Genomic DNA, 26,420 nt, shown 5'->3' with positions numbered 1-26,420 from the left:
TCCTCCTCGAGTCGGCGGCGAGGACGACCGACCGTGTCTCCCTTCAGCAACGAGGCCGAGGGAGTCGTACTGAATAGAGTGAGAGAGCCGTACGCGAGGAGCCGTCTGATCGGTACCGTCGTGGTGTGAAAACAATGAAGCGAATCGTCGACCACGACACTGTATGAAAATCGTTCTCACTGGTGCAGCCGGCGGCATCGGCGGGCAACTCGCCAGACGACTCGCCGGGACACACGAAGTGATCGCCGTCGACCGTGATAGTGAGGCTCTCGACCGGCTCCCCGATCGTATCGAGACCCGTCCAATAGAGCTGACCGACGAACAGGCGGTACGCGAAGAGCTGTCGGATAGCCGTATCGAGGCACTCGTCTCTGCGGTTGGGTGGTACGAGCTCGCAGCCCTCGAGGACTGCCCGCCGGCGTCGTTCGAGAAACATCTCGCGACGAATCTCGCCGCAGTCCATACGCCGATTCAGGCGGTGTTGCCGGCGATCAGGAAACGTGCGGGCAGAATTGTCGTCGTCGGATCGATAGTCGGCAGCGTCTCACTTCCGTACCACGGCGCATACAGCGCGTCGAAAGCGGGGCTCGACGGGTACGTAAACTGCCTTCGCAGGGAGCCCGAGCCACGAGGCGTCGATGTCTCGCTAATCGAGCCGGGACCGGTCCGGACGGGACTCAACGAGCGTGCGGTCGACTCGCTCGAGGAGGTCCCGGGCAGCGCCTATTCGGACCAGTACAGCCACTTCGATTCGTACAGTCCGGCATCCACCGACATCGATACCGCCGTCACGAGGATCATCACGGCACTCGAGAGCGATCGGCCGCAGGCACGCTACCGCGTGGGCCGACGTGCCCGCTGGCTACCCCGGCTTCAGGCGCTGTTACCGACTCGGCTGTTCGATCGACTCGTTCGCGCTGGACTCCCCGGTGGCCTGCTCTATAGACTGATCGACCGCTGATCGCAGTGCGATGCACGATTCAGTCGAGGACGAACGTGAACGTCGTTCCGGTCAGTTCTTCGCTTCGCTCCCAGAGTTTCGCGGCCGCCTGTCGATCGTACGACGCCTCACTCGAGGATTGTTGCTCCGGACCGCCACGCATGTTCCCGACCCCGTCCGGTCCGTAGTAGTCACCACCCTGCACGTCGCGAGCGGTTGCGGCGTACAACAGCGGCAAGCTCCCCTTCGCAGCCGACTGGCCGACGATTGCATTGATCGCTTTCATCAGACCCAGGCGGAGCCGCGAGCCAGCTTCCTCCGGGCCGCGGTACTGGAGATTCGTCGCGGCGTAGCCTGGATGGCAGGCAACGCTGAGCGTGTCGGTGACGTTGGCTGCTTCCAGCCGTCGCTGTAGCTCGTAGGCAAACAGGAGATTGGCCAGCTTGCTCTGCCCGTAGGCTTCCCACTTCCCGTAGGACCGTTCGCGATGAAGGTCGTCGAAATCGATCTCGCCCATCTCGTGTGCGCCGCTAGAGTGGGTGACGATCCGGCTAGGACTGTCGTTCTCGAGGAGCAAATCCAGCAGTTTCCCGGTCAGTGCGAAGTGACCGAGATGGTTCACGCCGAGTTGCTTCTCGAAGCCGTCTTCGGTTTCTTGCCGTGGAATCGCCATGACACCGGCATTGTTACAGAGAATATCGATGCGATCGTAGTCCCGTTCGACCCCTGTCGTGAACGCGTCGATCGACTCGAGTGACGCGAGATCACACTGACGAACGTTCAGGGTCGCGCCAGTGTCGGCGATGCTGTCTCGAATTTCGATCGCGGCCCGACGACCCCGTTCCGTGCTTCGACAGGCCATGATCACGGTCGCCCCGTTGCTGGCGAATGCCTTCGTCGCTTCGAAGCCGAGTCCGCTGTTGGCCCCTGTGATGAGGACGGTCTTGTCCGTACAATCCGGCATTTGGGAGACAGTCCAGGACGCAGTCATTACCAGACATAGGTCCTCGAAGGTTAGAAACCTCGTGTTATCGGCTCGAACCGACAGCTCGAGGGAGAGAGAGCGGTTTCGATCGCGTTCCGAACTGCTCGCCGCCACGTCGTCTCGTACTGTCGGACGGAAGCCAATACGAAGCCGGTGGTGGACCCGGTGTCGTCGCCACCGGTGACGATTCCAGCAGACCGGGCGTTTTCAATAGTTCTGCCTAACAGTAACAGGAACACTGCCACGCGGTTCCGTGCGGGGTTGTGCTGCTGGACTCGACACGGCGTTTCGGCAGCGATCGGAAAGCAATGGTGTGGTTCGATACCTGCCTCACCCGTATCGACCGGTCACTCCCTTCCGAAAATCGGGCCGGATGAGCTATGGTAGCCACTGCAAGTCAGTGTGCTCCTGCTCGCCAGACGGATCGGCGATCAGTGTGTAAATCGTTGCAGTTGGTACGATACGACCTGGGACAGTCACGGCCTGTGTTCGTCGTCTCCCTCGTCCCTGAACGATACCGCGGGAACTACGAGTTGGTCTCTCTCCCCGTTGGAACACAACGTGCCGATCGAACCCGGACGGGGTGAACGAAGTCACCCCTCGAGCAACTCGACCAGATTGTCCTCGGGATCACGAAGAAAGCAGATCGTCGTCCCGCTTTCGGTCGTCCGAGGCTCGCTTATCGTCCGGACATCGTCAGGAAGGTCGGCGTAGAACGACTCGAGATCGGCGACCGAGAGACCGACGTGGACCGCGCCGGGCTGGTTGAGCCCCGCAGCCGGCGACCCGCGTGCCTCGGGGTCGTACTCGACGAGTTCGATCCGTGCACCGTCGGCCGCGAGGTGAGCGAAGCGCGCGCTCGCGCCGTCGACGGCGACCGCTTCGGAGAACGCCTCGCCGCCGACCTCGAAGCGATCGACGACCTCGAGACCGAGCGTATCGCGGTAGAACGGAAGGACGGTCTCGAGGTCGCTGACGGTGATCCCGACGTGGTGGGCGCTGGCGTGGCGGTCACGGTCGCAGTCGCGGTCGTGGGTCGTCATGCCGGACGGTGCGAAGAGGACCGACGAAAAGCTTCGGTTCGTTGCAGACGGGGACGGATTTCCCACACGGTTATTCGCCTGGCGGCCCTGGCCCCTCGTATGACTCGCGTCGCACTCATCGCTCACGACGAGAAGAAGGCAGACCTCGTCGAGTTCGCCCAGGATCACGAACCACAGCTCCAGGAGTACGAGCTAATCGCGACCGGCACCACCGGGAAGCGGCTGCTCGAGGAGACCGACCTCGACGTCGAGCGCAAGGAATCCGGTCCGCTGGGCGGGGACCTGATGATCGGCTCCGAGGTTGCCGAAGGCCGGCTAGACGGGATCGTCTTCCTCCGTGATCCGCTCCGTGCCCAGCCCCACGAGCCCGACATCTCCGCGCTCTTGCGCATCTGTGACGTTCACGACACTGCGCTGGCGACGAACCTCGAGTCGGCCGAGTTTCTGATCGAGGGGCTCCAGGAGTAGCAGTTCCCGGACACCGGCTCACCCAAGGACGCGATCGGGCCGAACGACCAGGATGTCTGCTGGTGTTTCGTTGACGACGGTCTTCGCGGCGGTACCGAGTAGCCGCTCCGTCATCTGGGAGGCACCCGTCGACCCGATGACCAGCAGCCCGATATCGTGCTCGCTGGCGTACACCTCGATTGCCGTCCGTGAAACCCCGTCCTCGATCGTCGACTCAAGGGCGACCCCGTGGCTCTCGGCCTGTCGCTCGAGTCGGCGATCACGCGCTTGCCGGACTACGACGACGGAGACGTGTACCCGCGCGTAGGCGACGGGAAACGCTCGAGGTCGGCGAGCAACTCGATGATCGCCTGCACCTGCAGCCCGGCGGCGATCAACGCGGCCGTCACCGCACCCGTGACGAAGGCCAGCCCCGTGGTGGCGATAGTCCTGCTCCTGCTCACGCCGGTCAGTAGTAGTTCGGCGCTCGATCGGAAGGACCTAATCATCACGGTCGAGCCACGGATAGCAGGGAGAGGACAACGCATAATGCCCCCTTACACGTAGGGGGAGACGAGCACGCTTCTGAATGAGTGAAATCGCCCTCGCGGCCGATTTCGCGATCATCGTCGTCGTGGCAACTGTCATCGGGTTGATCGCCCGCCAGACGGGCCAGCCGACGATCATCGCCTACATTCTTACGGGAATCATCCTCGGGCCCGTCGCGTTCGATATCGTGACCGACGAGGGGCTGGTCGAGTTGATGGGCAATCTCGGCTTCGCCTTCCTGCTGTTCCTACTGGGCCTGAAGATGCGCTTCGAAGACATCCGTGAGATTCTGCCGGCCGTGACCAACGTCGCCATCGGCCAGACGGTCCTCCAGACGGCGCTTGCGTTCACCGTCGCATGGGCACTCGGGTTTGGCACCAACGAAATCCTGGTGATCGCGCTGGCGACCGTCTTCGGCGCGACGCCGATCATCGTCAAGATCCTCACCGACAAAGACGAGATCACGTCGCTGCCAGGGAAGATCGACGTCGGCGTCCTCATCGTTCAGGACATCTATCTCGTCGTCGTTCTCGCGCTGTTCGCGACCGACGAACTCGGCGGGGCGGCCGACATCGCGTCGACGCTCGGGGTCATCCTCGTGATGATGTCATTTATCGCCCTCTTCTCGCTGTTTTCCTCGCGGTACGTGCTCCCCGGACTCTTCCGGCGCATCGCGGACAACAAGGACATCTTCCTCGTCGTCGCCATCGCCTGGGCGTTCCTCTTCGTCGCCATCGCCGAGGGTGCAGACCTCGATCCGAAAGTCGGAGCGTTCCTCGCGGGCCTGAGCATCGCCCAACTCCCATACAGCAAGGAACTCGAGGACCGCATCACCCCGATCACTGACTTCTTTATCCTCGTGTTCTTCGCCACTATCGGCCTCCAGATCGAGGGACTCTCGAGTCTGCTGGCCCACTGGTGGGAGGCGATCGTCGCCTCGATCGTCCTCATGATCGGGAACTTCTGGATCATGTTCTATCTGATCGACCGCGAGGGGTTCGACGTCGAGACCTCCTTCCTCGCCTCGATCAACATGGTCCAGGTCAGCGAGTTCTCGCTGATCGTCGGCGCGCTCGCGATCGAACAGGAGCTGATCGGATCGGACGTGCTGGGCTATCTGAGTCTGATGGCCCTGCTGACCATGAGCGTCTCGACGTACATCATCTCGTACAACCACGCGATCTACGCACACCTCGAGCCCTGGTTCCAGCGGTTCGAGTCCGACGAGAGGAAAGACGCCGAGATCAGCACCTACGACGGCCACGCCATCGCGATCGGCTACGACGAGATCACCGAACGCGCCTTGCCGCGACTCGAGGAGGAGTTCGGTGACGTGGTCATCATCGACCGTCGGACTGACCATATCGAGGAACTCGAGCAGGAAGGCCGGTACGACTACGTCTTCGGCGACTTCCGCCACACCGAGGTTCGCAAGGAGGCGAGCCTGAAGGCGGCCGACTTCGTACTGAGTTCGAGCGTCGAGCGAGAGGTCAACGAGGCGCTGCTCGGGGAGGTCGACGAGGACGCGACGGTGTTCCTCGAGGCCGAGCGGATCGCCGACGCTCGGGCGCTGTACGACCGTGGCGCGACCTACGTCATCATGAACACCCATCTCGCAGCCGAGAAGTTGAGCGAGTACGTCGAACAGTACGTCTCCGATCGGGCGGCGTTCGACGCCGCGATCGCACGCGATATCGAGGGGATCGAAGCGCGACGCCAACGCGCCGCCGAACGGCTCGAGCAGGGAGAGCGCGAAGGTGATGGCGGCCCGGATCGCGATGCCGGAGGGGACGATACTGCGAATTCCGACGCCGGTACTGGTGACGGGACGGATTCGAACGCAGGGGGTGAGTACCGTGGCTGAGCAACTGGTCGTCACGCTGGCGATCGTCTTCGTCAGTGCCGGTGTCCTATCGCTGATCGCGAACCACTTCGAGCTCTCGCCGATCCCGTTTTACATCATCGCGGGGCTGGTCGCGGGTAGGTTCGAGACAGTTACCCAGGGGGAGATCATCACCCTCGCCCAGTGGGGGATCGCCTTCCTAGTGTTCGTCTTCGCTATCCGGATCGACTTCGGCGATCTCGAGTCGGTCCTTCGTGACGCCGAGGTCGCGGCGTTCACCCAGTTGATCGTCGTCGCGCCGATCGCGTTCGCCGTGGGCTACGCCTTCGGGGAACTGTTCGGGTTCGACCAGCAGATCCGCAACGCGGTCTATTTCAGCGCGGCCGTCGTGTTGAGTTCCTCGCTGGTTGGCGGCGTGGTGCTTGGCTCGGAGATTCGCGAGAACCTCGTTCACGGCCGGCTGGCGTCGTCGGTTCACTTCTTCGACGATTTGATCGCGATCGCGCTGTTGCTGATCCTCAGTACGGAGGTCGTTACGGCCGACGCGATCGCGGCCCAGATCGGCTACGGTGTCCTGTTCGTCGTCGCCGGCCTGGTACTCTACCGGCACGGCTTCCCGATTCTGGTGCGGCTGGCCGACGGCGACGGCGAACTCGTGCTCGTGGGCGCGATCTCGATCCTGATCACGTTCATCGCGGCCGCCGAATACGTCGGCCTCTCGATCGTCGTCGGCGCGTTCGCCGCGGGCGTCGCCATCCGGAGCGACGGCACGCAGGCCCTGGAGGTCCAGAACGGGATCGACTCGATCACGGACTTCTTCGTCGCCATCTTCTTCGTGACTGTCGGGGCACTGGTCGCGCTCCCATCCGCACAGGTCCTGCTCATCGCGGTCACACTTACCGCGCTCGTGCTCGTCCTGAACCCGCTCGTCCACGTCCTCTCGTTTATCTACGAGGGGTACGACGCCCGGACGGCGTTTCTGGCGGGCTCGAGTCTGAACCAGGTCAGCGAGTTCGCGCTGATCATCGCGATTCAGGGCCTCCTGATGGAGCCCCAGACGATCGCACCCGCGATGTTCGACGCGATCATCCTCGCCGCTGCGGCGACGATGCTGCTGACGTTCCTGGGCCGGCGTATCGAGAATCGGGTCTACGAGACCGTCGTCACTCGACTGTTCCGCGGCCAGCGAACCCGGAAAGTCGACGACCGAAGTAGCGTCGCCGATCTCTCGGATCACATCGTCGTGGTCGGCTACGGTCGGATCGGCCGCCGCGTCGTCGAGCAACTCGAGGAACGCGACCACCCCTACGTCGTCCTCGAGAACGATCCGGTGCTGTGGGACGAACTCGACGCCGAGTGTCGCAACTACGTACTCGGCGATGCGGTGTCGACCTATCCGTGGTCGAAAGCCCAGATATCGGACGCAGCGCTGATTTGCTCGACCGTCGACCATCGACCGGTGTCGGAGACCATCCTCGAGCTATCGACCGACGCCGACATCATCTGTCGGTCCGAATCGGCCGAGGATGCCGGCGAGTTGCTCGAGGCAGGTGCGACCCACGTCGCCGTCCCGAACGTCCTCGCGGGCGAGCAACTGATCGGTATCGTCGACGCCCTCGCCGCGGGGAAGACGGACCCCGAGACGCTCGAGCGCGAGCAACGGGAGTACTTCCAGGCGCTCGAGCGGTACGGGTTCGCGACGCGGGACGAGCGGGTCTGATACAGTTCAGGTAACTCATACTACTGGACACCAGGCAGGACACACCCGATCGCGTCTCGAGTGCGTCGCGGAAGGCGACGGCGTCTCGAGTGCGATCGGTGTGTGCATTGTTTTGTCCGGAAGTATCAGTTCCGTCTCATACGGGGCCACCGAAGTACTCGTGGACGATTACCACGAGAGCCAGGCCGGCGACGAAAAGCGGAATGGCCATAGTCGTCGACAGATCGATCGCGTCGGCCATTCCGAGCGCGCCGACGACGAACAACCCGACGCCTACGGCGTAGACGAGCAGGTTCCGGCCGATCCGGAGTGCCTGAGTTGCCTCGAACACGGTGGTATGTATCGAAACCGCGACCAAAGGCGTGGTGCTTTGCCCCAGCAACCGAAGCGTTGCACACCTGCTCCGGACGGGCTATCGGAGGTGAAGCGGGATGTAATCTGCCCGGCGCTCGAGTTCATCCTGCTGCTGTTCCCGGAGCTGCTCGCGAGTCAGGTCGCCCTCGAGTAGTTCGCGAACCTGTCGAGCCAACTGCTGGCCTGCGAGCAGGTCGGGCTGACCGACGTACAGCGCGCCAGCGTCGAGCAGTTCCAGGGCTGTCGCCCGATCGGCCGCTCGCAGCGTCACCTCGGCGTCGGTATCAAGCGAGAGGACACGCCGCGAGACGGGCTGGGAGTTGACCGTCGAGACGACGAGTTTGGCGTCGTCGACGTTCGCTTTCTCCCAGGTGTAAGTTTCCATGGCGTCGCCGACGACGATGGCCTCGCACTCCCTGGCGATCTCCTCCCGTCGGGCAGGGTCGTTCTCGATGACCACGTAGGGATGATCCATCTCTTCGCAGGCCTCGACGAGGGTTCGTCCCTGTCGACCGTAGCCGACGATGATAACGTGATCGGTGAGGTCCGCGGGTACGTCGCTCCACGCGTCGACCCGGTCGTGGCGGCCGGTGATTACGCCACGGTCGGCGAGCGTGCGGTAGATTTGCTCGTCGTACCGGTGGGTCAGACTCGAGGTCACCATCGTTATCGCGGCCGCGAGGATGATCGCATCGAATATCGCCGGACTCACCGCGTCGAGCATGTAGGCCTGGATCGCGATGATCAGCGCGAACTCGCTGACCTGGTCGGTGTGGAGACTGGCGAGCGTCGCCGAACGGGCCTCGTAGCCGCGGGCAACGAGGATCGCCGTGGTGATAGCGGGTTTCACGACCGCGGTTAAGACGACGAGACCGGCAACAAGCACCAGTTTCTCGACGGATTCGGCCCACCCGATGTCGCCGACGAACGGGAAGACGACGAGCGCGCCAATCGTGACGAAGAAGATGGCGACGAAGAAGTCCCTGATCGACTGGAGGCCGTTGAACAGCCCGAGGTAGTCGACGGGATCGTACCGGACGGCGAGCCCGGCGGCAAACGCGCCGACGACGATCGGGACACCGGCGAACTCGGCCGCACCGACGAACACTGTGAGCAACGCGACGACTCCCAGAATCATGAGTTCGTCCGAGTCACCAGCCAACTGGCCGATGATGTCGAACAGGTATCGGTTGGCGAGGAGAGCAGCCAACAGCAACGCCACTCCGCTGGCGAGTGCTGGTCCCACGTAGCCAACTTCGAGCGAGCCCGCTCCCAGAAGCAGGATAAAGAGGATGGCAAGCAGGTCCTGAACGAACTGGATCGATCGGACGAGTCGGCCGCGAACGGGATCGGAGTTGACGGTGCGTTCCAACAAGGCGGTTCCGACGATCGTCGACGAGAGTGCAGCCGCGATCCCAAGGTAGACTGCTTCCATCGGTGGGACGCCGAGGACGATGCCGAACCCGACACCGAGCGACCCGACGACCAGAATTTGGCCGAGTGCCGCGAGCTCACCGTCGGCGAGCACCGCTCTGACGCCCGACAGGTCGATCCGGGTACCGAAGGTAAACACTAACAGCGCGATGCCGTAGTACGCGAGCTCGAGCAGGAGGTCCGTGTCATCGATGAACCCTCCGGCGACGATCCCCGCGAGGACCAGAAACGGCACCGTCGGGAGATCGAACCGGTTCGCTACGAGCAGGAACGGCCCCGCGACGAGGAAGATGATCGCGACCGCCGTAAGCAGGTCAGTCATCGAGCCCACCTCCGAGGCGGTCCCGGTCGGACGGGATCGGGTCCGGCTTCTCGAGTAGTTCGATGTCGTTGTCGAACGCTTCCACCAGGGCGTCGTCTTCGTCCTCGAGGTACGCCCGAAGATAGTCCGCGAGTCTGTCTGCTGCGAGGTGTGGAGTCATGATGACACAGTGAGCACCGTTCGCGTAGAGATCGCGCGCGTGATCGACTCGTTCGGCTTCGACGAAGACCGTCGCATCGTCGTTTACCTCCCGGAGCAAGGCGTTGTTCACCACCGGCTGGACCGACGAGGAGAGGACGAAGTCGGCCTTCTTGACGGCCGCGTCCTTCCGGATAGTCGAATTCCGGAAGTCACCGTAGATCGCGTCGTACCCTTCCTGCTCGACGGTTTCGATGTGACTGACGGTTCGGTCGACGACGACGACGTCTTCGTACCGGTCGGCAAGCAGCGGGAGGACGTTTTTCGTCACGTCGTCGTACCCGATGACGACGGCGTGGTCCCGATACTCATGCTTGCCGCCCTCGAAACCGCCGTCGCCGGTCCACCGGTCGATCGTCGGCTCGAACCGGTCGTACAGCGCGTGGTTGAACTCGACGAAGTACACCGAGACGGCCATCGTGAAGATCGCAAGCAAGGTCATGAAGCCGAGCACTTCGTCCCCGACGAAGTCGCCGTCGGCCGCGACGGCCATGACGATGATCCCGAACTCACTGACCTGGATCATGTTGATCGACCCGAGGAACGTCGTCTCGGAGTCGAAGCCCTGCCAGTCCAGCAGGAAGAAGAACACGAGGAACTTCACCGGCATCAACACGAGCGCGGCGATGATCGCCGCCTCCCAGTGGGCAAGCAACTCTGCAGCCTCCAGATCGAGCGCGACCGAGACGAAAAACACCATGACGAACAGGTCAGTCAGCGGGTTGACTCGGTCCTGGAGCTCCTTGCTGTAGGGAAGCTGAGCGATAGCCAGACCCGCCATGAACGCCCCCATCTCGATCGAGAGGTACGCAGTGATGCCGAACGGTTCCAGAAAGAGGTTGATGTTATCGGAGACGAAGACGAACAGGAACGCCCAGGAAATAGCGACGAGGAAAAACACGTCTTTGTTGTCGGCGATGCGGCGGAAGACCGTCGGCAACACCGATCGGGAGGCACCGATCGCCGCGACCGTGATGATCGCGACGAGCACGAGAACGACCGCCAGCGTCGTCGCGACCTCGGCCAGGTCATCCGGTCGGCCAGCCGCGAGCACCGCCAGGATGATGACGACCACGATGTCCTGGACGAGGAGCACACCGACGTCGATCTTTCCGTGTAGCGACGTCGCCTCGTCCTTGTCGTTCAACATCTTGATGACCACGGCTGTCGAGCTGTACATCACCGCGAGCCCGATCAGGAACGACTCGAGGAGCCCGAACGGGGGTAATGCCAGCGCGACGCCCATCCCGGCCAAAAAGACCGCGAGCATCTGCGGGATCGAAATCTTGACGATCGGTGAGAGAACGTGACGCACCTCGTCGAGGCGCATCTTGATCCCGAGCAAGAAAAGCAGGAACGCGAGTCCCAGCTCCGAGAGCAACTCGGTGAGAGCGCTGGTCTCGACGATTTCTAGGGCGGCCGGGCCGATCACCACCCCTGCGAGGATGTAGGCGATGATCGTCGGCTGGCCGGTCCGTTTGGCGACGAATCCGGCAAGCGTCGCGCTGAGAATAATAACGGCGAGATCGACGGTGAGTGCTACCTCCGTAACCATTCGGTAGTGACTGACCTGTTCACGGGAATTAACGGTACCGAAAGAAACCGTTCGGTTCCAGCCCTGGTGAAAGCTGAGAACACACCGCCGACATGCCGGAGAAGCGCCGTAGAGTCGAGTAGACTCGAGCGGTCCGGCCCAACAGACCGTCCGGAGGGCGAAGGGATAGCTTCAACCACCTCGAGTCCTCCGTGACTCCCATGGTACGGGCGGTCGTCTTCGATCTCGATTACACGCTCGCGGTGCCGACGCGGGACCGGGAAACCCTTCTCCGGGAGGCAGTCGACGCTGCCGACGCCCCCGCTCTGACCCGCGAGGAGTACCTCGCGGCCCACAGTCGGAACCTCACTCGGGAGAGTCGCGAGCCCATCTTCGCGGACTTGCTCGAGGACCGGGTGACCGACGCCGATCCCGAGACGCTCGCGACAGCCTACCGCGAGACGATCGCGGATGCACTCGAGCCCCTCCCCGGTGTCGAAGCCATGCTGGCGGACCTCCGTACGGAGTACCGCGTCGGCCTGCTCACCAACGGCCCCGTCCGCGCCCAGCGGGACAAACTCGAGACGCTGGGCTGGGAAGAGGCCTTCGACGCGGCGCTCGTGACGGGCGAACTCGAGGCCGGCAAACCCGACCCGCGGGCGTTCGACGCGATCGCGTCCGAACTCGGCGTCGCGCCCGCCGAGGCAGTCTACGTCGGCGACGATGTCGAGGCGGACGTCTACGGCGCGACGAACGCGGGGATGGCCGTCGTTCAGGTGCTACTCGAGGACGGCCCCGAGTCCGACCAGCGGGCGGTCGCTCACGTCGACCAGCGCGAGGTGGCGACGGCGGTACCGGAGATCGTCGCGACTCTCGAGTAGTGACCGACAGCTGACAGAGTGTGTTACGCGTCGCCGTCGCCCTCGACCAGGCGTGCGTCGACAACTGCTCGAACGACGTCCGTCACCCGTTTTACCTCGGCTCCGCTCTCGACGAACACCAGCGTTCGCGGTGGCTGTGTCGCTTTCGGCCGCACCCGCAGCTCCACGGCCCCGGCTCTCTCGGCCGCGAGGTCCTGTTCGACCTCGAACTCGAGGTGAGCGCGGTCCTCGTGGACGAACGCGCGCGCAATGCGTGTTCGTCGTTTCTCTCCGTCGCCGTCTCCGGCCTCCCCGGAGTCGGCGTCCGTTCCGTCCGCGGCCAGTACTAGTGCCACGTCGTATGCCCGCGCCCCCTCCGCGGTCGGTTCGACGTCCGTGTCGGCGTTCGTCACCGCGACGGACGCGAACGGGCCGTCCTCGCGACCGTCCAGTTCGGAGGAGAGTAGCTGGGCGATCCGCGTCCCGTCGGTGATCCGGTCTTCGACCATGTCGACCGATCGGCGGTCCGGGGACTAACCGTCTTCGACTCCCTGATCGGGTTCGTTCGGTCCAAAACTCCAGTGTGAACTGCGTTGTTGGATAGCGACAAACTGGCACCCCTCGTGGGACGTCGAGGCCGGTGATCACAGGAACCGGATAGCTATTCAACACGACGGATCGAACGAGCTCCTCGAGATGTTTGCCGGCACCCTCTACACACAGAACTGTCTGACAGTTGGATGCCTCGGCACCCGGTCGGAACGTCCGAACCACTACTACCGACGAACGGATTACCGCGTGCAGACGATCAAAACAACTGCCGGCCAGAGAGCACTGTCCGGGCTGTCCCTCGATTATCAGTGCTCGTTCGGCAAGGTCGTGCGTGCACGAAGCTATAGTAGCCACTGCAAGTCAATGCACACCTGATCGCCAGAGAGATCGGCGAACGGTGTGCAAATCGTTGCAGTTGTTACTATAGTCATGTGTAATATAACTGATGCCGTCGGAGGGGACAAGAGCCGAGTTAGTCGGGGACGTAATTTTGTACCAGTTGTTTCACTCCTTGGTTATTGCCTATAGCTATAGGTATCGGACTTAACTCATGGGCATGGAAATCCAATATGCAATGTCACGCCGATCGACCCGACGGTCGACTCTCAAAAGCGGAATCGCCACTCTAACTAGTGCAGGCATTCTAACCAGTGGTCTGACGACTGTCGCAGCTGAGGAAGTCAATGGCACACAGACTGGGGACGTTGTCGAGCAGTCGGTCGATGAGTACGATGCCAGCGACGTAGCTAATACGTCTCAGACGTGGCCGGTCTTCATCGATTACGCCGGTGGATTGTCACCAGATGAGCTACGAACCGTTGCCAGCCCCGCTATCGAACAGGGGAATCTCTATAGCTTCAGCGCCGACCACGATACGGACCTGGCTGCGAAAGTAGGGATAGTGGATTTCTCTGGAGACTCGACGGTATTCATCGCTTCCGAGCTCTGGGACAATGGTAGCTACCCAATGGTCTCGAGCTACTCGATCCCCGAGGAAAGCGCCGCTGTTGGCATCAGGAATGTGAGCGAAGAAACAATATACGGTACCACGAGAGTCAACGAGACAGAACGGTAGTAATGGCACCATCCGCGCCGTAAACGGCGCGGCTTCCCGTACCGCGGTCAGAATACGTGCCAGTCTACGCCACGACCTGTTCTCTTGTGTGAAACGTCCCGGTCTTCCCGGACGAACGACCTCGTATCGTCGCCACATCGCGCACACGTCTACCAAGGACCTCCCGGCTGCTGGCATCGAGAAGCCACCTGTAACTACTCTGTTGAATAGCCGTGTCTTTCTGGATCAGTACACAGTAAGCCGACTTGCCCGGCGCTACCGGAAGTGATCCCAGATCAACTTGGTCACCGTGGGTCGAGGGCCGCGATCCAACACACCAGCGTGAACCGTCTCTCCGATTTCACTCCTCCGACAGTCCCGCTTTCGCGATCGGCACGAGTTCCTCCACCTCGACGCCTTCCCGTCGGGCGTAGACCACTGCTGCAGCTTCAATCGTCACACCGAGTTCGTCCTGCAGCCCGTTTATTGCCCCCACTGCCTCGTGTTTCTCCATACCCTCTGCCACGAGCGCATCGAGGACCTGCTCGAACGCCGACCGTTCCTGGAGGATATCCTCGTCGGGAACGAACTCCTCCGGGACGGTGACAGCGGCGGGATCGAACGTCGCGACGAGGTCGTCACCCTCGCGCTCGAGCAGTCCGTCGCGGGTCGCGACGTCGATCAGGCGCTTGGCCTGGTCGGGCGAGAACCAGTCCCGATCCAGCGAGAGCGCGACGACGAACTCCCCCTCCTCGAGGCTGTCCGTGCCGTGCTGGATGAACGGGGCCGCGACGGCGACGCGAAGGCTCATCGAAGACGACTCTCGCGAGCGTCGAAATAACGGTGGCGGTTCCGAACGGTGCGACCCGGCTCGACGACTGTCGGCGTCAGTCCGAAGCCCGGCCACCGCCGCCGTTGCGGTCGGCCCTGGACGGCGGCAGGTAGTCGGCCCCGGAGCCCCCCGACGCCCTCGAGACCGGTTCTGGAGGATCGGGAAGTACGCAACGCTCGGGCTCCTGGTTGACGTGTTGGTACCGGTCCGGTTCGTTCGCGAGCGGGTGGGCAGGGTTCTGATCGCTGTCGATCCGCGCCGCCCGGACCTCGTCGAACCCACAGAGTCGGGCCCGGATACCCCGCCAGTGGTGTCTGGTCTCCGCCGGGACCGACAGCGGCTGTGGGGATTTCCCGTCGGGGTGGTTGGTGGCGAGGATGGCGCTGTTGACGTTACTCGCCAGGGAATCGTGGTCGACGAGGACGCCGACGCGAGCGTCACGTGGGGCCCTCGCCGCGAGGACATCGAGCCCGAGGTGAAGCGCCCGGTACTCGGCGACGTTGTTGTCCGGCGGCGCGTCCGCGGTCGCGATGCGTGCGACGCGAGCGCCGTCGCGCGTTTCGATGACGGCCCCCAGGCCGCCGCCCGACTCCCGGAATGACCCGTCGGTAGCGACGTAGAAATCGCGGTGGTGAGTCCGAGGAGGATGGGCGATATGCGGCGTGGGCGACTCGTCGAACAGGTCCCGCAGTGCGGACCGGCCGTGAGCGGCCATACTCGGTCTACGAGATGAGCGAAACTTAAGCTTGTGGGTGAGTTCGGATTTCGCAGCGGCCGAACTATTTTTATTAGCGACTGGTTCCCAACCGTCTCGTGTGACCGTGTTCCATACCACCAACCTTTATAGTACCTATTGATCACATTAGACTCGTATGAAGGGTGCTAACACCACGAGCATGGATCGTCGAACGTTGCTCAAGCTCACTGGGGCTGCTGGAGCCACCACCGGGCTATCCGCGATCGCCGGCTGTCTCGGCGACGAGGACCCCGCTGGAGATGTCGACGAACTTACGGTCACGCTGTCGCAGTTCCCCGATACGATCGACCCGCTCGATCACATCACCGGGGACTATTTCGACATTTACGACCACATTTACGAGCCGCTGTTCGACTTCGAGCCCGGCGAAGGAATCTTCCCACGCGTCGTCGACGACTGGGAGATTCAGGAGGGTGAAGGCGCGACCGAACTGTACATTCGCGACGACGTGGAGTTCCACAACGGTGACGACCTGACCGCCGAGGACATCGCCTGGACGATCGACCGAACAGTCGATCCCGACATGGGCGTCGTCAGTGATATCGGCTCGTTCGGCCTCGGTTCGATCGAAGGGGCCGAAGCACTCGACGAAACGACGGTACAGGTCAACTACGAGGCTGCACCAGGTCTCGCCGAGTTCGAGTTCGGCAACTACGCTCGAGCGCTCAACATGGAGTGGGCGATCGAGAACCACGACGCCGAAAACGAGGAAATCTCCGGAGCCGAGGCCGAGGACTTCAACGGCACTGGCCCCTACGAGGTCGTCGAGTTCACGTCCGGCGAGCAGATCGTCGTCGAGCGGTTCGACGACTACTGGGGCCAGGAACCGCCGTTCGAGCGCGTCGTGTTCAACGCTGACGGCGAATCCAGCGGTCGCGTGAGCTCGCTCGAGGCCGGCGAGACGGACCTCACGATCAACATCCTGCCCGAGGACGTGACGACCGTTCGAGAGGCCGACGACGTCGAAATTCGGCAGGTGACGAGCTTCCGGAACATCTTCTGCCCGATGAAAAACACTGTCGAGCCGTTCGACAGCCAGGAATTCCGGCAGGCGATGAACTACGCGGTCGACAACGAAGGAATCGTCGACGAGATCCTCAACGGCTTCGGCGAACCCCGCGGCCAGCCGATCGCGCCGGGTATCAACGGCTTCAACGAAGATATCGAACCCTACGAGCAGGATCTGGGCACGGCCGAGAGTCTGGTCGAGGAGAGCGGCTACGGCGGCGTCGAGATCGAGTTGACCGTCCCGCAGGGTCGGTACCTCAACGACGCCGAAGTCGGAGAGACCGTCGCCGACCAGATCGACCAGCTCGACAACGTCGACTGCGAGGCGAACGTCGTCGACTTCGGTATCGTCTCCGACGCCAACTCCGCCGGCGTCGACCCCGACGAGTTCGAGATTCCGTTCTATCTCATCGGCTGGGGCACCATCACGGGCGACACCGACTACGGGGTCCAGGGCTTCTTTACGATTCCGGACAACCCGGCACGAACGTTCGACGACGAGGAACTCAGCGACGAGATCATCGAGAGCCAGGAGATCGAAGACCCCGACGAACGCCGCGAGCAACTCGAGTACGTCAACGAGTTGGCCCACGAGAAAGCGCCGTTCGTCTTCCTCCACACCCAGGAGAGCATCTACGGCGTCCGTGAGGACATCCAGTGGGACCCCCGCGAGGACGAGACCGTCTACCTCTGGGAGATGGAGACGTAAGTCGACGCTTCGACAGGAACGAACGCGACGTATCGTTCCTGGAGTTTATGCGATCCGTTTCAACGATGATCGATCATACGTTCCAATGAATGTAGGAAAGTTCCTCCTGCGACGGGTACTGCAGGGTATATTCGTTATCTGGGGTGTCGTTACGATCATGTTCGGGCTCCGGGCGGTGTCGCCTGGCGATCCGGCCACGTTGATGCTCGGCGAGGGAGCCACCCAGGAGCTCATCGAACACGTTCGCGAACAAGAAGGGCTAAACGAGCCGATTTACGTCCAGTACTTCGACTATCTGCAGGGGCTGATCGTCGGCGACTTCGGGTACTCCTGGCGGTCGAATCGGGAAGTCGAAGCGATGGTGATCGAGCGGATTCCGGCGACGGTCGAACTCGCGGTCGTGGCGACCATCGTCGCGGTCGTCATCGCGATTCCCCTAGGTGTGATTTCGGCGACCCGGCGGAACCAGCCGTCCGACTACGGGGCGACGATGTTTTCCCTGCTGGGGATTTCGACACCGAACTTCTGGCTGGGCCTGATGTTGATCCTGCTGTTTGGCGTCTGGATCGGCGTGCTTCCGACCGGCCGCCGGGCAGTCGGGTTCGGAGAGGCAATGGTGACGCTCGTCCAGTACGGTTCGGCCACCGGCCTGATCACCTGGCTGCAACACATCGCCCTGCCGGCGATAACGCTTGGCACGTACTTTACAGCGCTGATCACTCGCTTGACGCGTAGCGGGATGATCGACGAACTCGGGAAACCGTACGTCACGGCCAGCCGTGCGAAGGGGCTGCCGAACGTGCTCGTCCGTTACAAACACGTGCTCCGGAACACGATGATCCCGATTATCACCGTCCTCGGGCTCCAGATGGGGACGCTGATGGGTGGGGCAGTCATCACCGAGACGGTCTTCAACTGGCCGGGGTTAGGTCTCCGACTGATCGACGCGCTGGATGCGCGTGACTGGCCGCTCATGCAGGGAATCGTCGTGTTCATCGCCATCGCGTTCGTGACGATCAACATCTTCGTCGACGCGATCTACTCGTATCTCAACCCGCAGGTGAACGAGTGATGATTTCGGACAGAGTCAAGTCGAACCTGAAGCGAACGTTCTTCCAGAGTCTACTCCCGAAGATCGGCCTCGTCCTGCTGGTCTCGATCATCCTCATGGCGACGTTCGCGCCGCTTTTGGCCACCCACGACCCGACCCGAACCGGCTACTACGACGAGCAGGGCGCGGAGTATCCGCCGATCGGCCACGAGTACACCGGAAGTATCGCCGAAGACGGTGAGATCGTCGAGATAACCGTCGAGCCGACGAGCGAGCACATTCTGGGAACGAACAACGTCGGACAAGACGTTTACTCGCGGTTCCTCTACGGTGCCCGTGTTTCCTTGCTCGTCGGCGTTCTCGGGACGATCATGGCACTCGCGATCGGCGTCCCCGTCGGATTGATCGCCGGCTACTACGGCGGTCGGGTCGACGACGCGCTGATGCGAGTCGCAGACACCATGCTCGCGTTTCCCGCGCTCGTCCTCGCGCTCGCGTTGATCGGCGTGTTCGGGGAGTCGCCGGTCATGGTTCCCGATCCGTTCGTGATGATCGGTCTGGCCGACGGGATGCCCGAAGCCATTCCGATACCCGGGACCGTAACGATCGTCGTCGGCCTCGTCAGTTGGGTCTGGTTCGCGCGGGTCGCACGCGGCGAAGCCTTGGCGATCCGCAACGAGGAGTACGTCAAGGCCGCAAAGAGCTTCGGGACGAGCGATAGGACGATACTGCTCCAGCACGTTCTCCCGAACAGCCTGACGCCGATTATCGTCCTCGCGACGATCCAGATCGCGGTCATCATCCTGCTCGAGGCTTCGCTTGCCTATCTCGGGTTCTCCGGGACGACCCTGTCGTGGGGATACGAGATCGAGCGCGGGCAGGACGTACTCAGGACCCGACCGTGGGTCTCGATGTTCCCCGGTATCGGGATCGTTCTGACCGTGATCGGCGTCAACCTGCTGGGCGACTGGTTCCGAGACGCACTGGACCCGAACATCGAAGGTGAAGGACGGTGACAGCGATGACGAACACACAACAGGAGATCCTACGAGTTAGTGATCTATCGACACGGTTTTTCACGCAGGAAGGACAGGTAAACGCGGTCGCAGACCTCGATCTTCGGATCGAACGCGGCGAGGTATTCGGGATCGTCGGCGAGAGCGGAAGCGGGAAAAGCGTCACTGCCAGGTCGATCATGGACCTGATCGAACCGCCGGGCGAGATCACCGACGGATCGATCGAGTTCCACGACTCGGACCTGGCCGACGCCGTCCGCGACGACTACCCGGAGGCCGTCGACGGCGAGTACGTCGACCTGCTCGAGGTGCCGCCGGAAATCCGTGAGTCGTTGCGTGGAACGTCGTTCAGCATGATCTTCCAGGACCCCGAGAGCAGTTTCAACCCGACGCTGACTGTCGGGGAGCAACTCGCGGAGGCCGTGGAAGTACAGCGGCGTGCCAGTTCCCGACCCCGCTCGACGCGGGCCAAGACCGAGGAGTACTCGTTCGGCTCGTTCGCACTCTCGACGGTGTTGCCCTCGAAGAAGTACGTCACGGAGGAGAGCCGCAACCGTGCGATCGAGCTCCTCGAGCTGGTCGGCATTCCCGACCCCGTCGAGCGGGCCGACGAGTACCCCCACGAGTACTCCGGTGGAATGCTCCAGCGGGCGATGATCGCACAGGCGCTCGCGGGCGAACCGGACGTGCTCGTCGCCGACGAGCCGACGACCGCACTGGACGTGACGATTCAGGCACAGGTGCTGGACCTGCTTGCCGATCTCCAGGAAGAGACCGGGATGACGATCGTTCTCATCACGCACAACCTGGGGGTCATCGCTCGGATGTGTGACCGTGTCGGCGTGATGTACGCCGGCGAGATCGTCGAACGCGGTTCCCTCGAGGACGTCTTCGACGAGCACGTCCACCCATACACGGAGGGGCTACTCGGCTCGCTGCCGGATCTCGACGGGACGACCGGCCGGCTCCAGCCGATTGCCGGAAACGTGCCGAGCCTCCTCGACTCGGAGATGGAAAACCGGTGTTACTTCGCGGACCGCTGTCCGAAAGCGATGGAAGACTGTCTCGACCACCCGCCGGAGTACGACGCCGGCGGTGACGACCACGAAGTTCGATGCGTGCTCGCCGAGCGAAGATACGACCGGACGCGGGCGCTGCCCGACGGCTACTTCGGCGAGACGGAGCGGGCCGCGGCGGACAAGCACGCGGACCCGGACCGCACCGAGGAAGACGTCCAACCCGAGCGGGCCGAAGGTACCGTCGAGAGCTCCGGAGGTGATCGACTGTGAGTACCGAGACACCCGACACGGCTGGCGCTGGCGACGCCCCCGCCGACGGGCAGCCACTCGTTCGCGTCGACGGCCTCGAGAAGTACTTCTGGGAGAACAACTCGCTTGTCGATCGGCTGCTCGGGGACGACCCCGTCGCCGTTCGTGCGGTCGACGGCGTCAGCTTCGACATTCAGGAGGGCGAGACGCTCGGTCTCGTCGGCGAGTCCGGCTGTGGCAAGTCGACGACCGGTGAGACGCTGCTTCGCCTGCAGGAGCCGACTGCCGGCCGGGTCGAGTTCGACGGACAGAACGTCTACGACCTCGAGGGAAGCGATCTCACGGAGTTCCGGAGGGACGCACAGGTCGTCTTCCAGGACCCGTTCTCGAGTCTCGACCCCCGGATGACGATCGGGGAGATCGTCCAGCAGCCACTCGCCGTCCACGATGTCGGGACCGAACAGGAGCGCGAACGTCGGGTTCGGGAGCTCCTCGAGCGAGTCGGCCTCTCGGTCGAGCAGCTGGATCGGTATCCACACGAGTTCTCGGGGGGCCAGCGCCAGCGCATCGGCATCGCGAGAGCGCTCGCCCTCGATCCGGAGTTTCTGGTCTTGGACGAGCCCACGAGCGCGCTCGATGTCTCCGTCCAGGCGCAGGTTCTCAACCTCCTCGACGACCTGCAGGCGGAGTTCGACCTGACGTACCTGCTTATCAGTCACGACCTCTCGGTGATCCGCCACATCTGCGATCGGGTCGCCGTAATGTACCTGGGCGAGATCGTCGAGATCGGGCCCGCTGCCGACGTCTTCGAGGACCCGAAACACCCCTACACGGAGGCGCTACTCGAGAGCGTCCCCCGGGCTTCGACGGACGAACAGGATCGCGAGATCGAGACGCTGTCGGGGGACGTGCCGTCCCCACGAGACCCGCCGAGCGGCTGTCGATTCCGGACACGGTGTCCGAAGGTGATCCCGCCCGAGGACATCGACATCGATCGGGCGGCGTTCCGTGCGATCATGGACCTCCGTGAACGGATCGAAGGGCGGGATATCTCGCTCGAGACGGTCGGCGAGGACGGCCAGTTCGAGTTCGAAGACGGTCGGTTGGCCGTCGGTGACCGATCGGAGTTCGTCGCGACGCTCAAAGAGCGAGTGCTCGACCGGGACCTCCCCGCGAGAGACGACGCGATCGTCGAAGAGGCGCTGGCGGAGCTTGCGGCGTCCGACTGGGAGGCCGCCGCAGAACGGCTCCGGGACGAGTACGAGACTGTGTGTGAGAGACAGAACCCGCCCCTTTCCGGGACGGGGACGGAGACGAGGGCAGGAGCAGGAACAGGCACAGGGACAGGCACGGGGATGGAGAAAGCCGGACCCTCGAGCACGAGCGACGGCTCGAGCGCCGACGAGGACCACCCCGTCGCCTGCCACCTCTTCGCCGAGTCAGGGCATCGCGCTCCCGAGTCGGACTCCCGATAGCGGGGGCCGATTCCCCCCGGAGAGCGACCGTCGTTCTATTTTTCACCCTCGTTTCGAAAAGAAAGACGATAGGCGAGAAACCCAATCTGTATTGGCACCAGGTGTAATACCCACGGGAACCTGGAACCAGTATGCACCGAACGAGCGACAGCCGAATGGAGGCTGCCTGTTCACTTCTCGCGAAGTCGAAGCGCCGCTACGTGCTCTACCAACTGGCGGACGACCACAACGTCCACATCGAGGACGTCGTCACACAGGTCGCCGCTTGGGAACACGACGTGCCCGTCGACCGAATCGACGACGAGACGCGCCAGCGGACGTACGTTTCGCTCGTACACAACCACCTCCCCCGGCTGGCCGACTACGACATCGTCGACTACGACCTGCGCAGCGGCGACATCGTCCTCGCCGACGGGTTCGACGATATCCAGCCCCTCCTCGAGCAGTTCCGACAGACAGAAGAGGACCCCGAGCTCCGGGCTCGGGCCACGCTCTAGGGCGGTCCCGACGGCGCGGACGGACACGACAGGCGAGTCTCGCTCGACGGTCGCGGCGACGCTCCGTACTGATCGAAACGTATAGGAGATGTCGACCGGGACTACCGGTGTGAGTCGGTACCGGAATCTCGTCCTTTTCCTGGCACTTGCGGCTTTCTGGGGGTCCGCCTTCGTCGCGATCAGCGCCGGCCTCGAACACTTTCCGCCGGTACTGTTCGCGGCGCTGCGGTACGACATCGCGGGAGTCATCATGCTCGTGTACGCAGCCGCCGTTCTCGAGGACGGGGCCTGGCTCCCGCGAGGCCGTGAGGAGTGGGCGGTCGTCGCGGTCGGTGCCGTGTTGTTGATCGCCGCCTATCACGCCTTCCTCTTCGTCGGCCAACAGCATACGACGGCGGCGGCAGCGGCGATCCTGGTGAGTCTCTCGCCCGTCCTGACGACCGGGTTCGCTCGGGTACTGGTCCCGTCGGACGCGCTCTCGCTGATCGGTATCGTCGGCGTCTTGCTCGGGCTGGTCGGCGTCGCGATCATCTCCCAGCCAGACCCGTCGAACCTGCTGTCGACGGACTTCGTCGCAAAACTGCTCGTCTTCTGTGCTGCGGCCTCGTTCGCGCTCGGGAGCGTGCTGACCCGCCGTATCGACGCCTCGCTCCCCATCGAGACGATGGAGGCGTGGTCGATGATCGGCGGCGCGCTCGTGATGCACGGAATCAGCCTCGCGATGGGAGAACCGATCGATCCGTCGGCCTGGACCCACCCCGAGGCGCTCGGTGCGCTCGCGTACCTCTCGCTGATCGCCAGCGCTCTCGGATTCTTGCTTTACTTCGACCTGCTGGATCGACTCGGTGCCGTCGAGATCAACATGGTTTCGTACGTCGCACCGATCTTCGCGACGATCGTCGGCTGGCTCTACCTGGGTGAAGTCGTCGACGCGACGACCGTCGTCGGCTTCGGTTTCATCGTTGCCGGCTTCGCGCTGGTCAAGCGGCAGGCGCTTCGCGAGGAGTTCGGGTCCCTCAACCGACTGTACTCGAACTCGAGGGAGTGACCTGACGAGAACGGAGACGGAGGGACGGTCGGCCTATCGCCGATGGGAGTGGCCGACGTAGAGCGCGAACAGGTTGAGTACGACGAGCGCGAGGAAGACGACCGCTTCGATCCACGTTGAGAGCCCGACGAACAGCAACGGCGCGTAGACGAACGGAAGCAGGATCGCTCCCCAGAAGCCTGCCTTCCGGATCGGCTTCGCCAGCCCGGGGAGGAGTCGCTCCAGACGCCCGCGGCCGCCCGAGGCGGACGATTCGGTTTTCGAATCCCCTAGAGTGTCCGACGCCGGGGGCGATGCGGTTCCGTCGCGTCCGCTCGAGGACTCTGCCATCGAAACACCTGACGGGACGCACCTCACGGCGGCGTCGCATATATCGCCCGGACGGTTTCGATCGGTTGGCGTCGATTCAACCGAATACGCCGCGGCGTCGCTCGAGGACGGCGGGAGCGGCACAGTCGATCGGCAGCCTGATCGCTACGTGGCACTCGAGTTGCCCAAAGCACTGCCTACGGCGGTCGAAAGACGTGATTACGGGGTGAAAACGTCGACGTGGGAATCGAAACCGAAAACCGGAACGCGAGCCGTCGGGTTTTACTGGAACCCGATACGGCTGCTGCGGCGGCCGGTCGGGTCCGGACCACCCGAACCGCCCTGGAACTCCTCTTCGATTCGCTCGTAGTAGTCCAGGATTTCGTCCGTGATCGTCGGGCGAACGTTCTCCATCGCCTGTCGGAAGTGGCTCATCTCGACGACATCGGCTTCCTCGTCTTCACGCAGGGCCTCGATGGCCGCTTCACGGGCGATCGACTCGAGGTCGCTCCCGACGTAGCCGTCCGTGATCTCGGCGATCTCCTGTAGGGTCACGTCCGCGGCCAGGGGCGTGTCCTGAGTGTGGATCTCGAGGATGCGTTCTCGGCCTTCGACGTCGGGTTCGCCGATCATAACCAGCCGGTCGAACCGACCCGAACGCAGGAGTGCGGGGTCGATCATGTCCGGTCGGTTGGTCGCGCCGATGACCATCACGTCCTCCATCTCCTCTAGCCCGTCGAGTTCGGTCAGCAGCTGATTGACGACCCGCTCGGAGACGTTCGATCCCGTCTCGCCGCCGCCACGGCCGGGCGCGAGCGCGTCCAGTTCGTCGAAGAAGATCACCGTCGGCGAGACCTGTCGAGCCTTGCGGAAAGTCTGACGGATGGCCTTCTCGGATTCGCCGACCCACTTCGAGAGGAGTTGTGGTCCCCGCACCGAGATGAAGTTGGCGTTGGTCTCGTTAGCGACGGCTTTCGCCATCAGCGTCTTCCCGGTACCGGGTGGACCGTACAGCAAGACGCCAGCGGGTGGATCGATCCCGAGGCGATCGAACCGCTGGGGGTTACTGAGTGGCCACTCGACGGACTCCTGGACCTGTTCTTTGGCCTCGTGGAGACCGCCGACGTCGTCCCAGGAGATCTTGGGGAGCTCAACGAGGACCTCCCGCATCGCCGACGGTTCGACCTCGTTGAGGGCACCACGGAAGTCCTCGCGTTTGACGATCATCCGGTCGATGAGACTCGGCGGGATGTCCTCCTCGTCGAGATCGATCTCGGGGAGGTACCGACGCAGCGCCTTCATCGCGGCCTCTTTGGTCAGTGACTCGATGTCGGCACCGACGAACCCGTGGGTCTCGTCGGCGAGGTGGCCGAGGTTGACGTCGTCCGACAGCGGCATGCCACGGGTGTGGATCTGAAGGATCTCCTCGCGGCCCGTCTCGTCGGGGACGCCGATCTCGATCTCGCGGTCGAACCGGCCGGGCCGACGCAGCGCAGGATCGACGCTGTCGACGCGGTTGGTCGCCGCGATGACGATCACCTGTCCGCGCGACTCGAGGCCGTCCATCATCGTCAGCAACTGTGCGACGACGCGGCGTTCGACCTCGCCCGTGACGTCTTCGCGCTTGGGCGCGATGGAGTCGAGTTCGTCGATGAAGATGATCGACGGCGACTCCTCCTGGGCGTCCTCGAAGATCTCCCGGAGCTGTTGTTCGGACTCGCCGTAGTACTTCGAGATGATCTCCGGCCCGGCGATCGAGAAGAAACTCGCGGAGGTCTCGTTGGCGACGGCCTTCGCGAGCAGGGTCTTCCCGGTTCCGGGCGGGCCGTGTAACAGGACCCCCTGGGGTGGCTCGATGCCGAGTTTCTTGAAGATTTGGGGGTGTTTCATCGGGAGCTCGACCATCTCCCGGACCCGCTGGATCTCGCTTTGCAGGCCACCGATGTCCTCGTAGGTGATCCCGCCACCGGTCTTCTCGAAGCCGGAGATGGGCTCTTCCCGGAGTTCGACGTCGGTATCCTCGGTGATGAGGACGACGCCTTCGGGCTCGGTTTCGACGGCGATCAGCGGGATCGCCTGGCCCGGCGAGCGCATGAACGGGTGGTTCGTCGAGGACATCACGGGCACGATGTCTCGACCCACGACCGGTCGCTTGAGGATCTGGCGTTTCACCATGCCGGCGGCGTCGGAGCCGAACTGAACCGACGCCTCTTCCGGCGGCGCGAGGACGAGTTCATCGGCTTTCGTCGCCTCCGCCTTCCGGATCGTCACCCGTTCACCGATCCCGACGTCGGCGTTCTGTCGCGTAAAGCCGTCGATACGGACGGTGTCAGTGTTCCAGTCCTGCCGGTCTGCCCGCCACACCTTCGCCGCGGTCGTATCCGCACCTTCGATCTCGATGATGTCGCCCGGACTGAGCTTCAGATGCAACAGCGTGTCCGGGTCGAGTCGGGCGATACCGCGACCCGAGTCGTTCGGGTACGCCTTCGCAACCTCCAGTTGAACTTCGTTCATGATTCGGGATGGACGGCGATGTCAATGACTCCGATTCGTGATCGGATAGGCTTTTTGCTAGCCTGGGTTGTGCTAGATGCTACCAATTCAAACAACGGGTG

Annotated in this window: 24 protein-coding genes and 1 pseudogene; 13 read left to right on the top strand and 12 right to left on the bottom strand. The window is 63.2% G+C overall.

Annotation, left to right across the window (positions count from 1 at the left end; all coding sequences use genetic code 11):
- The first annotated feature begins 163 nt into the window (after positions 1-163).
- Positions 164-961, top strand: coding sequence for an SDR family NAD(P)-dependent oxidoreductase (locus C446_RS00535; protein WP_006671085.1), 798 nt, complete (start codon positions 164-166; stop codon positions 959-961).
- Positions 962-980: 19 nt separating this feature from the next.
- On the opposite strand, the gene C446_RS00530 is transcribed toward C446_RS00535, so the two are convergent.
- A complete protein-coding gene (locus C446_RS00530; RefSeq protein WP_006671084.1) occupies positions 981-1,931 on the bottom strand; it encodes an oxidoreductase in 951 nt (316 codons plus the stop codon).
- A gap of 587 nt (positions 1,932-2,518) precedes the next feature.
- Positions 2,519-2,968: a VOC family protein gene (locus tag C446_RS00525; RefSeq protein ID WP_006671083.1), complete on the bottom strand. Its 450-nt coding sequence runs from the start codon at positions 2,966-2,968 to the stop codon at positions 2,519-2,521.
- A 99-nt stretch (positions 2,969-3,067) separates the two neighbouring features.
- Here C446_RS00525 and C446_RS00520 point away from each other — a divergent pair, with 99 nt between their 5' ends.
- Complete coding sequence (locus C446_RS00520) at positions 3,068-3,436, top strand: methylglyoxal synthase (protein WP_006671082.1); 369 nt, start codon at positions 3,068-3,070, stop codon at positions 3,434-3,436.
- An 18-nt stretch (positions 3,437-3,454) separates the two neighbouring features.
- On the opposite strand, the pseudogene C446_RS19730 reads toward C446_RS00520, so the two are convergent.
- Both C446_RS19730 and C446_RS19725 read right to left on the bottom strand, forming a co-directional pair.
- Positions 3,455-3,697, bottom strand: a pseudogene (locus tag C446_RS19730) (universal stress protein); the annotation flags it as partial.
- Between the two features lie 14 nt (positions 3,698-3,711).
- Entirely contained in the window at positions 3,712-3,924 is a 213-nt protein-coding gene (locus C446_RS19725; protein ID WP_006671080.1) for a hypothetical protein, read from the bottom strand.
- 80 nt (positions 3,925-4,004) lie between these two features.
- Here C446_RS19725 and C446_RS00510 point away from each other — a divergent pair, with 80 nt between their 5' ends.
- Both C446_RS00510 and C446_RS00505 read left to right on the top strand, forming a co-directional pair.
- The gene (locus C446_RS00510) at positions 4,005-5,828 is read left to right on the top strand and encodes a cation:proton antiporter (protein WP_006671079.1); all 1,824 of its coding nucleotides are present in this window, start codon (positions 4,005-4,007) and stop codon (positions 5,826-5,828) included.
- Positions 5,821-7,527 carry a cation:proton antiporter gene (locus C446_RS00505; protein WP_049919946.1) on the top strand — a complete coding sequence of 569 codons (1,707 nt, stop codon included), beginning with the start codon at positions 5,821-5,823 and terminating at the stop codon, positions 7,525-7,527. The genes C446_RS00510 and C446_RS00505 overlap by 8 nt, the downstream gene beginning before the upstream one ends.
- Before the next feature lie 136 nt (positions 7,528-7,663).
- On the opposite strand, the gene C446_RS00500 is transcribed toward C446_RS00505, so the two are convergent.
- The 3 genes from C446_RS00500 to C446_RS00490 form a co-directional block, all read right to left on the bottom strand.
- Complete coding sequence (locus tag C446_RS00500) at positions 7,664-7,858, bottom strand: hypothetical protein (RefSeq protein ID WP_006671077.1); 195 nt, start codon at positions 7,856-7,858, stop codon at positions 7,664-7,666.
- A gap of 81 nt (positions 7,859-7,939) precedes the next feature.
- Positions 7,940-9,637 carry a cation:proton antiporter domain-containing protein gene (locus C446_RS00495; protein WP_049919954.1) on the bottom strand — a complete coding sequence of 566 codons (1,698 nt, stop codon included), beginning with the start codon at positions 9,635-9,637 and terminating at the stop codon, positions 7,940-7,942.
- Positions 9,630-11,390: a cation:proton antiporter gene (locus tag C446_RS00490; protein WP_006671075.1), complete on the bottom strand. Its 1,761-nt coding sequence runs from the start codon at positions 11,388-11,390 to the stop codon at positions 9,630-9,632. Before C446_RS00490 ends, C446_RS00495 begins: the two co-directional genes overlap by 8 nt.
- 200 nt (positions 11,391-11,590) lie before the next feature.
- On the opposite strand from C446_RS00490, the gene C446_RS00485 reads away from it, so the two are divergent.
- Entirely contained in the window at positions 11,591-12,250 is a 660-nt protein-coding gene (locus C446_RS00485; RefSeq protein WP_006671074.1) for an HAD family hydrolase, read from the top strand.
- 23 nt (positions 12,251-12,273) lie between these two features.
- Here the strand turns inward: C446_RS00485 and C446_RS00480 are convergent, their stop codons facing one another.
- Positions 12,274-12,738, bottom strand: coding sequence for a hypothetical protein (locus C446_RS00480; RefSeq protein WP_006671073.1), 465 nt, complete (start codon positions 12,736-12,738; stop codon positions 12,274-12,276).
- Between the two features lie 593 nt (positions 12,739-13,331).
- Here C446_RS00480 and C446_RS00475 point away from each other — a divergent pair.
- A complete protein-coding gene (locus C446_RS00475) occupies positions 13,332-13,856 on the top strand; it encodes a hypothetical protein (RefSeq protein WP_006671072.1) in 525 nt (174 codons plus the stop codon).
- Positions 13,857-14,196: 340 nt separating this feature from the next.
- Here the strand turns inward: C446_RS00475 and C446_RS00470 are convergent, their stop codons facing one another.
- Positions 14,197-14,646, bottom strand: coding sequence for a DUF2240 family protein (locus C446_RS00470; RefSeq protein WP_006671071.1), 450 nt, complete (start codon positions 14,644-14,646; stop codon positions 14,197-14,199).
- A 76-nt stretch (positions 14,647-14,722) separates the two neighbouring features.
- A complete protein-coding gene (locus C446_RS00465; RefSeq protein WP_006671070.1) occupies positions 14,723-15,382 on the bottom strand; it encodes a hypothetical protein in 660 nt (219 codons plus the stop codon).
- Between the two features lie 157 nt (positions 15,383-15,539).
- On the opposite strand from C446_RS00465, the gene C446_RS00460 reads away from it, so the two are divergent.
- The 7 genes from C446_RS00460 (at position 15,540) to C446_RS00430 (ending at position 23,496) form a co-directional block, all read left to right on the top strand.
- A complete protein-coding gene (locus C446_RS00460; RefSeq protein ID WP_049919945.1) occupies positions 15,540-17,141 on the top strand; it encodes an ABC transporter substrate-binding protein in 1,602 nt (533 codons plus the stop codon).
- A gap of 85 nt (positions 17,142-17,226) precedes the next feature.
- Positions 17,227-18,213 carry an ABC transporter permease gene (locus C446_RS00455; protein ID WP_049919944.1) on the top strand — a complete coding sequence of 329 codons (987 nt, stop codon included), beginning with the start codon at positions 17,227-17,229 and terminating at the stop codon, positions 18,211-18,213.
- Positions 18,213-19,208, top strand: coding sequence for an ABC transporter permease (locus tag C446_RS00450; RefSeq protein WP_006671067.1), 996 nt, complete (start codon positions 18,213-18,215; stop codon positions 19,206-19,208). Before C446_RS00455 ends, C446_RS00450 begins: the two co-directional genes overlap by 1 nt.
- A 5-nt stretch (positions 19,209-19,213) precedes the next feature.
- Entirely contained in the window at positions 19,214-20,497 is a 1,284-nt protein-coding gene (locus tag C446_RS00445) for an ABC transporter ATP-binding protein (RefSeq protein ID WP_006671066.1), read from the top strand.
- On the top strand, positions 20,494-21,951 hold the full coding sequence (locus C446_RS00440; protein WP_006671065.1) for an ABC transporter ATP-binding protein: 1,458 nt from the start codon (positions 20,494-20,496) through the stop codon (positions 21,949-21,951). Before C446_RS00445 ends, C446_RS00440 begins: the two co-directional genes overlap by 4 nt.
- Positions 21,952-22,082: 131 nt before the next feature.
- Entirely contained in the window at positions 22,083-22,448 is a 366-nt protein-coding gene (locus tag C446_RS00435) for a DUF7344 domain-containing protein (RefSeq protein WP_049919943.1), read from the top strand.
- 109 nt (positions 22,449-22,557) lie between these two features.
- Complete coding sequence (locus C446_RS00430; RefSeq protein ID WP_049919953.1) at positions 22,558-23,496, top strand: DMT family transporter; 939 nt, start codon at positions 22,558-22,560, stop codon at positions 23,494-23,496.
- A gap of 33 nt (positions 23,497-23,529) precedes the next feature.
- Here C446_RS00430 and C446_RS00425 read toward each other — a convergent pair whose 3' ends face one another.
- The gene (locus C446_RS00425; RefSeq protein ID WP_006671062.1) at positions 23,530-23,826 is read right to left on the bottom strand and encodes a hypothetical protein; all 297 of its coding nucleotides are present in this window, start codon (positions 23,824-23,826) and stop codon (positions 23,530-23,532) included.
- Between the two features lie 261 nt (positions 23,827-24,087).
- Positions 24,088-26,319, bottom strand: a complete 2,232-nt coding sequence (locus tag C446_RS00420; RefSeq protein ID WP_006671061.1) for a CDC48 family AAA ATPase — start codon at positions 26,317-26,319, stop codon at positions 24,088-24,090.
- Positions 26,320-26,420 lie beyond the last annotated feature (101 nt).

The organism is Halobiforma nitratireducens JCM 10879, assembly GCF_000337895.1.
GTDB classification, from domain to species: Archaea; Halobacteriota; Halobacteria; order Halobacteriales; family Natrialbaceae; genus Natronobacterium; species Natronobacterium nitratireducens.
Note: the sequence above shows the minus strand (reverse complement) of the source record. Positions and strands in the feature narration are given on the sequence as shown.

Excerpts from the sequence above, each read along its gene's own strand:
- C446_RS00435 (WP_049919943.1), top strand. The coding sequence starts at position 22,083 with ATGCACCGAACGAGCGACAGCCGAATGGAGGCTGCCTGTTCACTTCTC.
- C446_RS00475 (WP_006671072.1), top strand. The coding sequence starts at position 13,332 with ATGGGCATGGAAATCCAATATGCAATGTCACGCCGATCGACCCGACGG.
- C446_RS00460 (WP_049919945.1), top strand. The coding sequence starts at position 15,540 with ATGAAGGGTGCTAACACCACGAGCATGGATCGTCGAACGTTGCTCAAG.
- C446_RS19725 (WP_006671080.1), bottom strand. The coding sequence starts at position 3,924 with ATGATTAGGTCCTTCCGATCGAGCGCCGAACTACTACTGACCGGCGTG.
- C446_RS00425 (WP_006671062.1), bottom strand. The coding sequence starts at position 23,826 with ATGGCAGAGTCCTCGAGCGGACGCGACGGAACCGCATCGCCCCCGGCG.
- C446_RS00455 (WP_049919944.1), top strand. The coding sequence starts at position 17,227 with ATGAATGTAGGAAAGTTCCTCCTGCGACGGGTACTGCAGGGTATATTC.
- C446_RS00535 (WP_006671085.1), top strand. The coding sequence starts at position 164 with ATGAAAATCGTTCTCACTGGTGCAGCCGGCGGCATCGGCGGGCAACTC.
- C446_RS00485 (WP_006671074.1), top strand. The coding sequence starts at position 11,591 with ATGGTACGGGCGGTCGTCTTCGATCTCGATTACACGCTCGCGGTGCCG.
- C446_RS00470 (WP_006671071.1), bottom strand. The coding sequence starts at position 14,646 with ATGAGCCTTCGCGTCGCCGTCGCGGCCCCGTTCATCCAGCACGGCACG.
- C446_RS00520 (WP_006671082.1), top strand. The coding sequence starts at position 3,068 with ATGACTCGCGTCGCACTCATCGCTCACGACGAGAAGAAGGCAGACCTC.
- C446_RS00510 (WP_006671079.1), top strand. The coding sequence starts at position 4,005 with ATGAGTGAAATCGCCCTCGCGGCCGATTTCGCGATCATCGTCGTCGTG.
- C446_RS00450 (WP_006671067.1), top strand. The coding sequence starts at position 18,213 with ATGATTTCGGACAGAGTCAAGTCGAACCTGAAGCGAACGTTCTTCCAG.
- C446_RS00495 (WP_049919954.1), bottom strand. The coding sequence starts at position 9,637 with ATGACTGACCTGCTTACGGCGGTCGCGATCATCTTCCTCGTCGCGGGG.
- C446_RS00480 (WP_006671073.1), bottom strand. The coding sequence starts at position 12,738 with ATGGTCGAAGACCGGATCACCGACGGGACGCGGATCGCCCAGCTACTC.
- C446_RS00445 (WP_006671066.1), top strand. The coding sequence starts at position 19,214 with ATGACGAACACACAACAGGAGATCCTACGAGTTAGTGATCTATCGACA.
- C446_RS00530 (WP_006671084.1), bottom strand. The coding sequence starts at position 1,931 with ATGACTGCGTCCTGGACTGTCTCCCAAATGCCGGATTGTACGGACAAG.
- C446_RS00465 (WP_006671070.1), bottom strand. The coding sequence starts at position 15,382 with ATGGCCGCTCACGGCCGGTCCGCACTGCGGGACCTGTTCGACGAGTCG.
- C446_RS00420 (WP_006671061.1), bottom strand. The coding sequence starts at position 26,319 with ATGAACGAAGTTCAACTGGAGGTTGCGAAGGCGTACCCGAACGACTCG.
- C446_RS00525 (WP_006671083.1), bottom strand. The coding sequence starts at position 2,968 with ATGACGACCCACGACCGCGACTGCGACCGTGACCGCCACGCCAGCGCC.
- C446_RS00490 (WP_006671075.1), bottom strand. The coding sequence starts at position 11,390 with ATGGTTACGGAGGTAGCACTCACCGTCGATCTCGCCGTTATTATTCTC.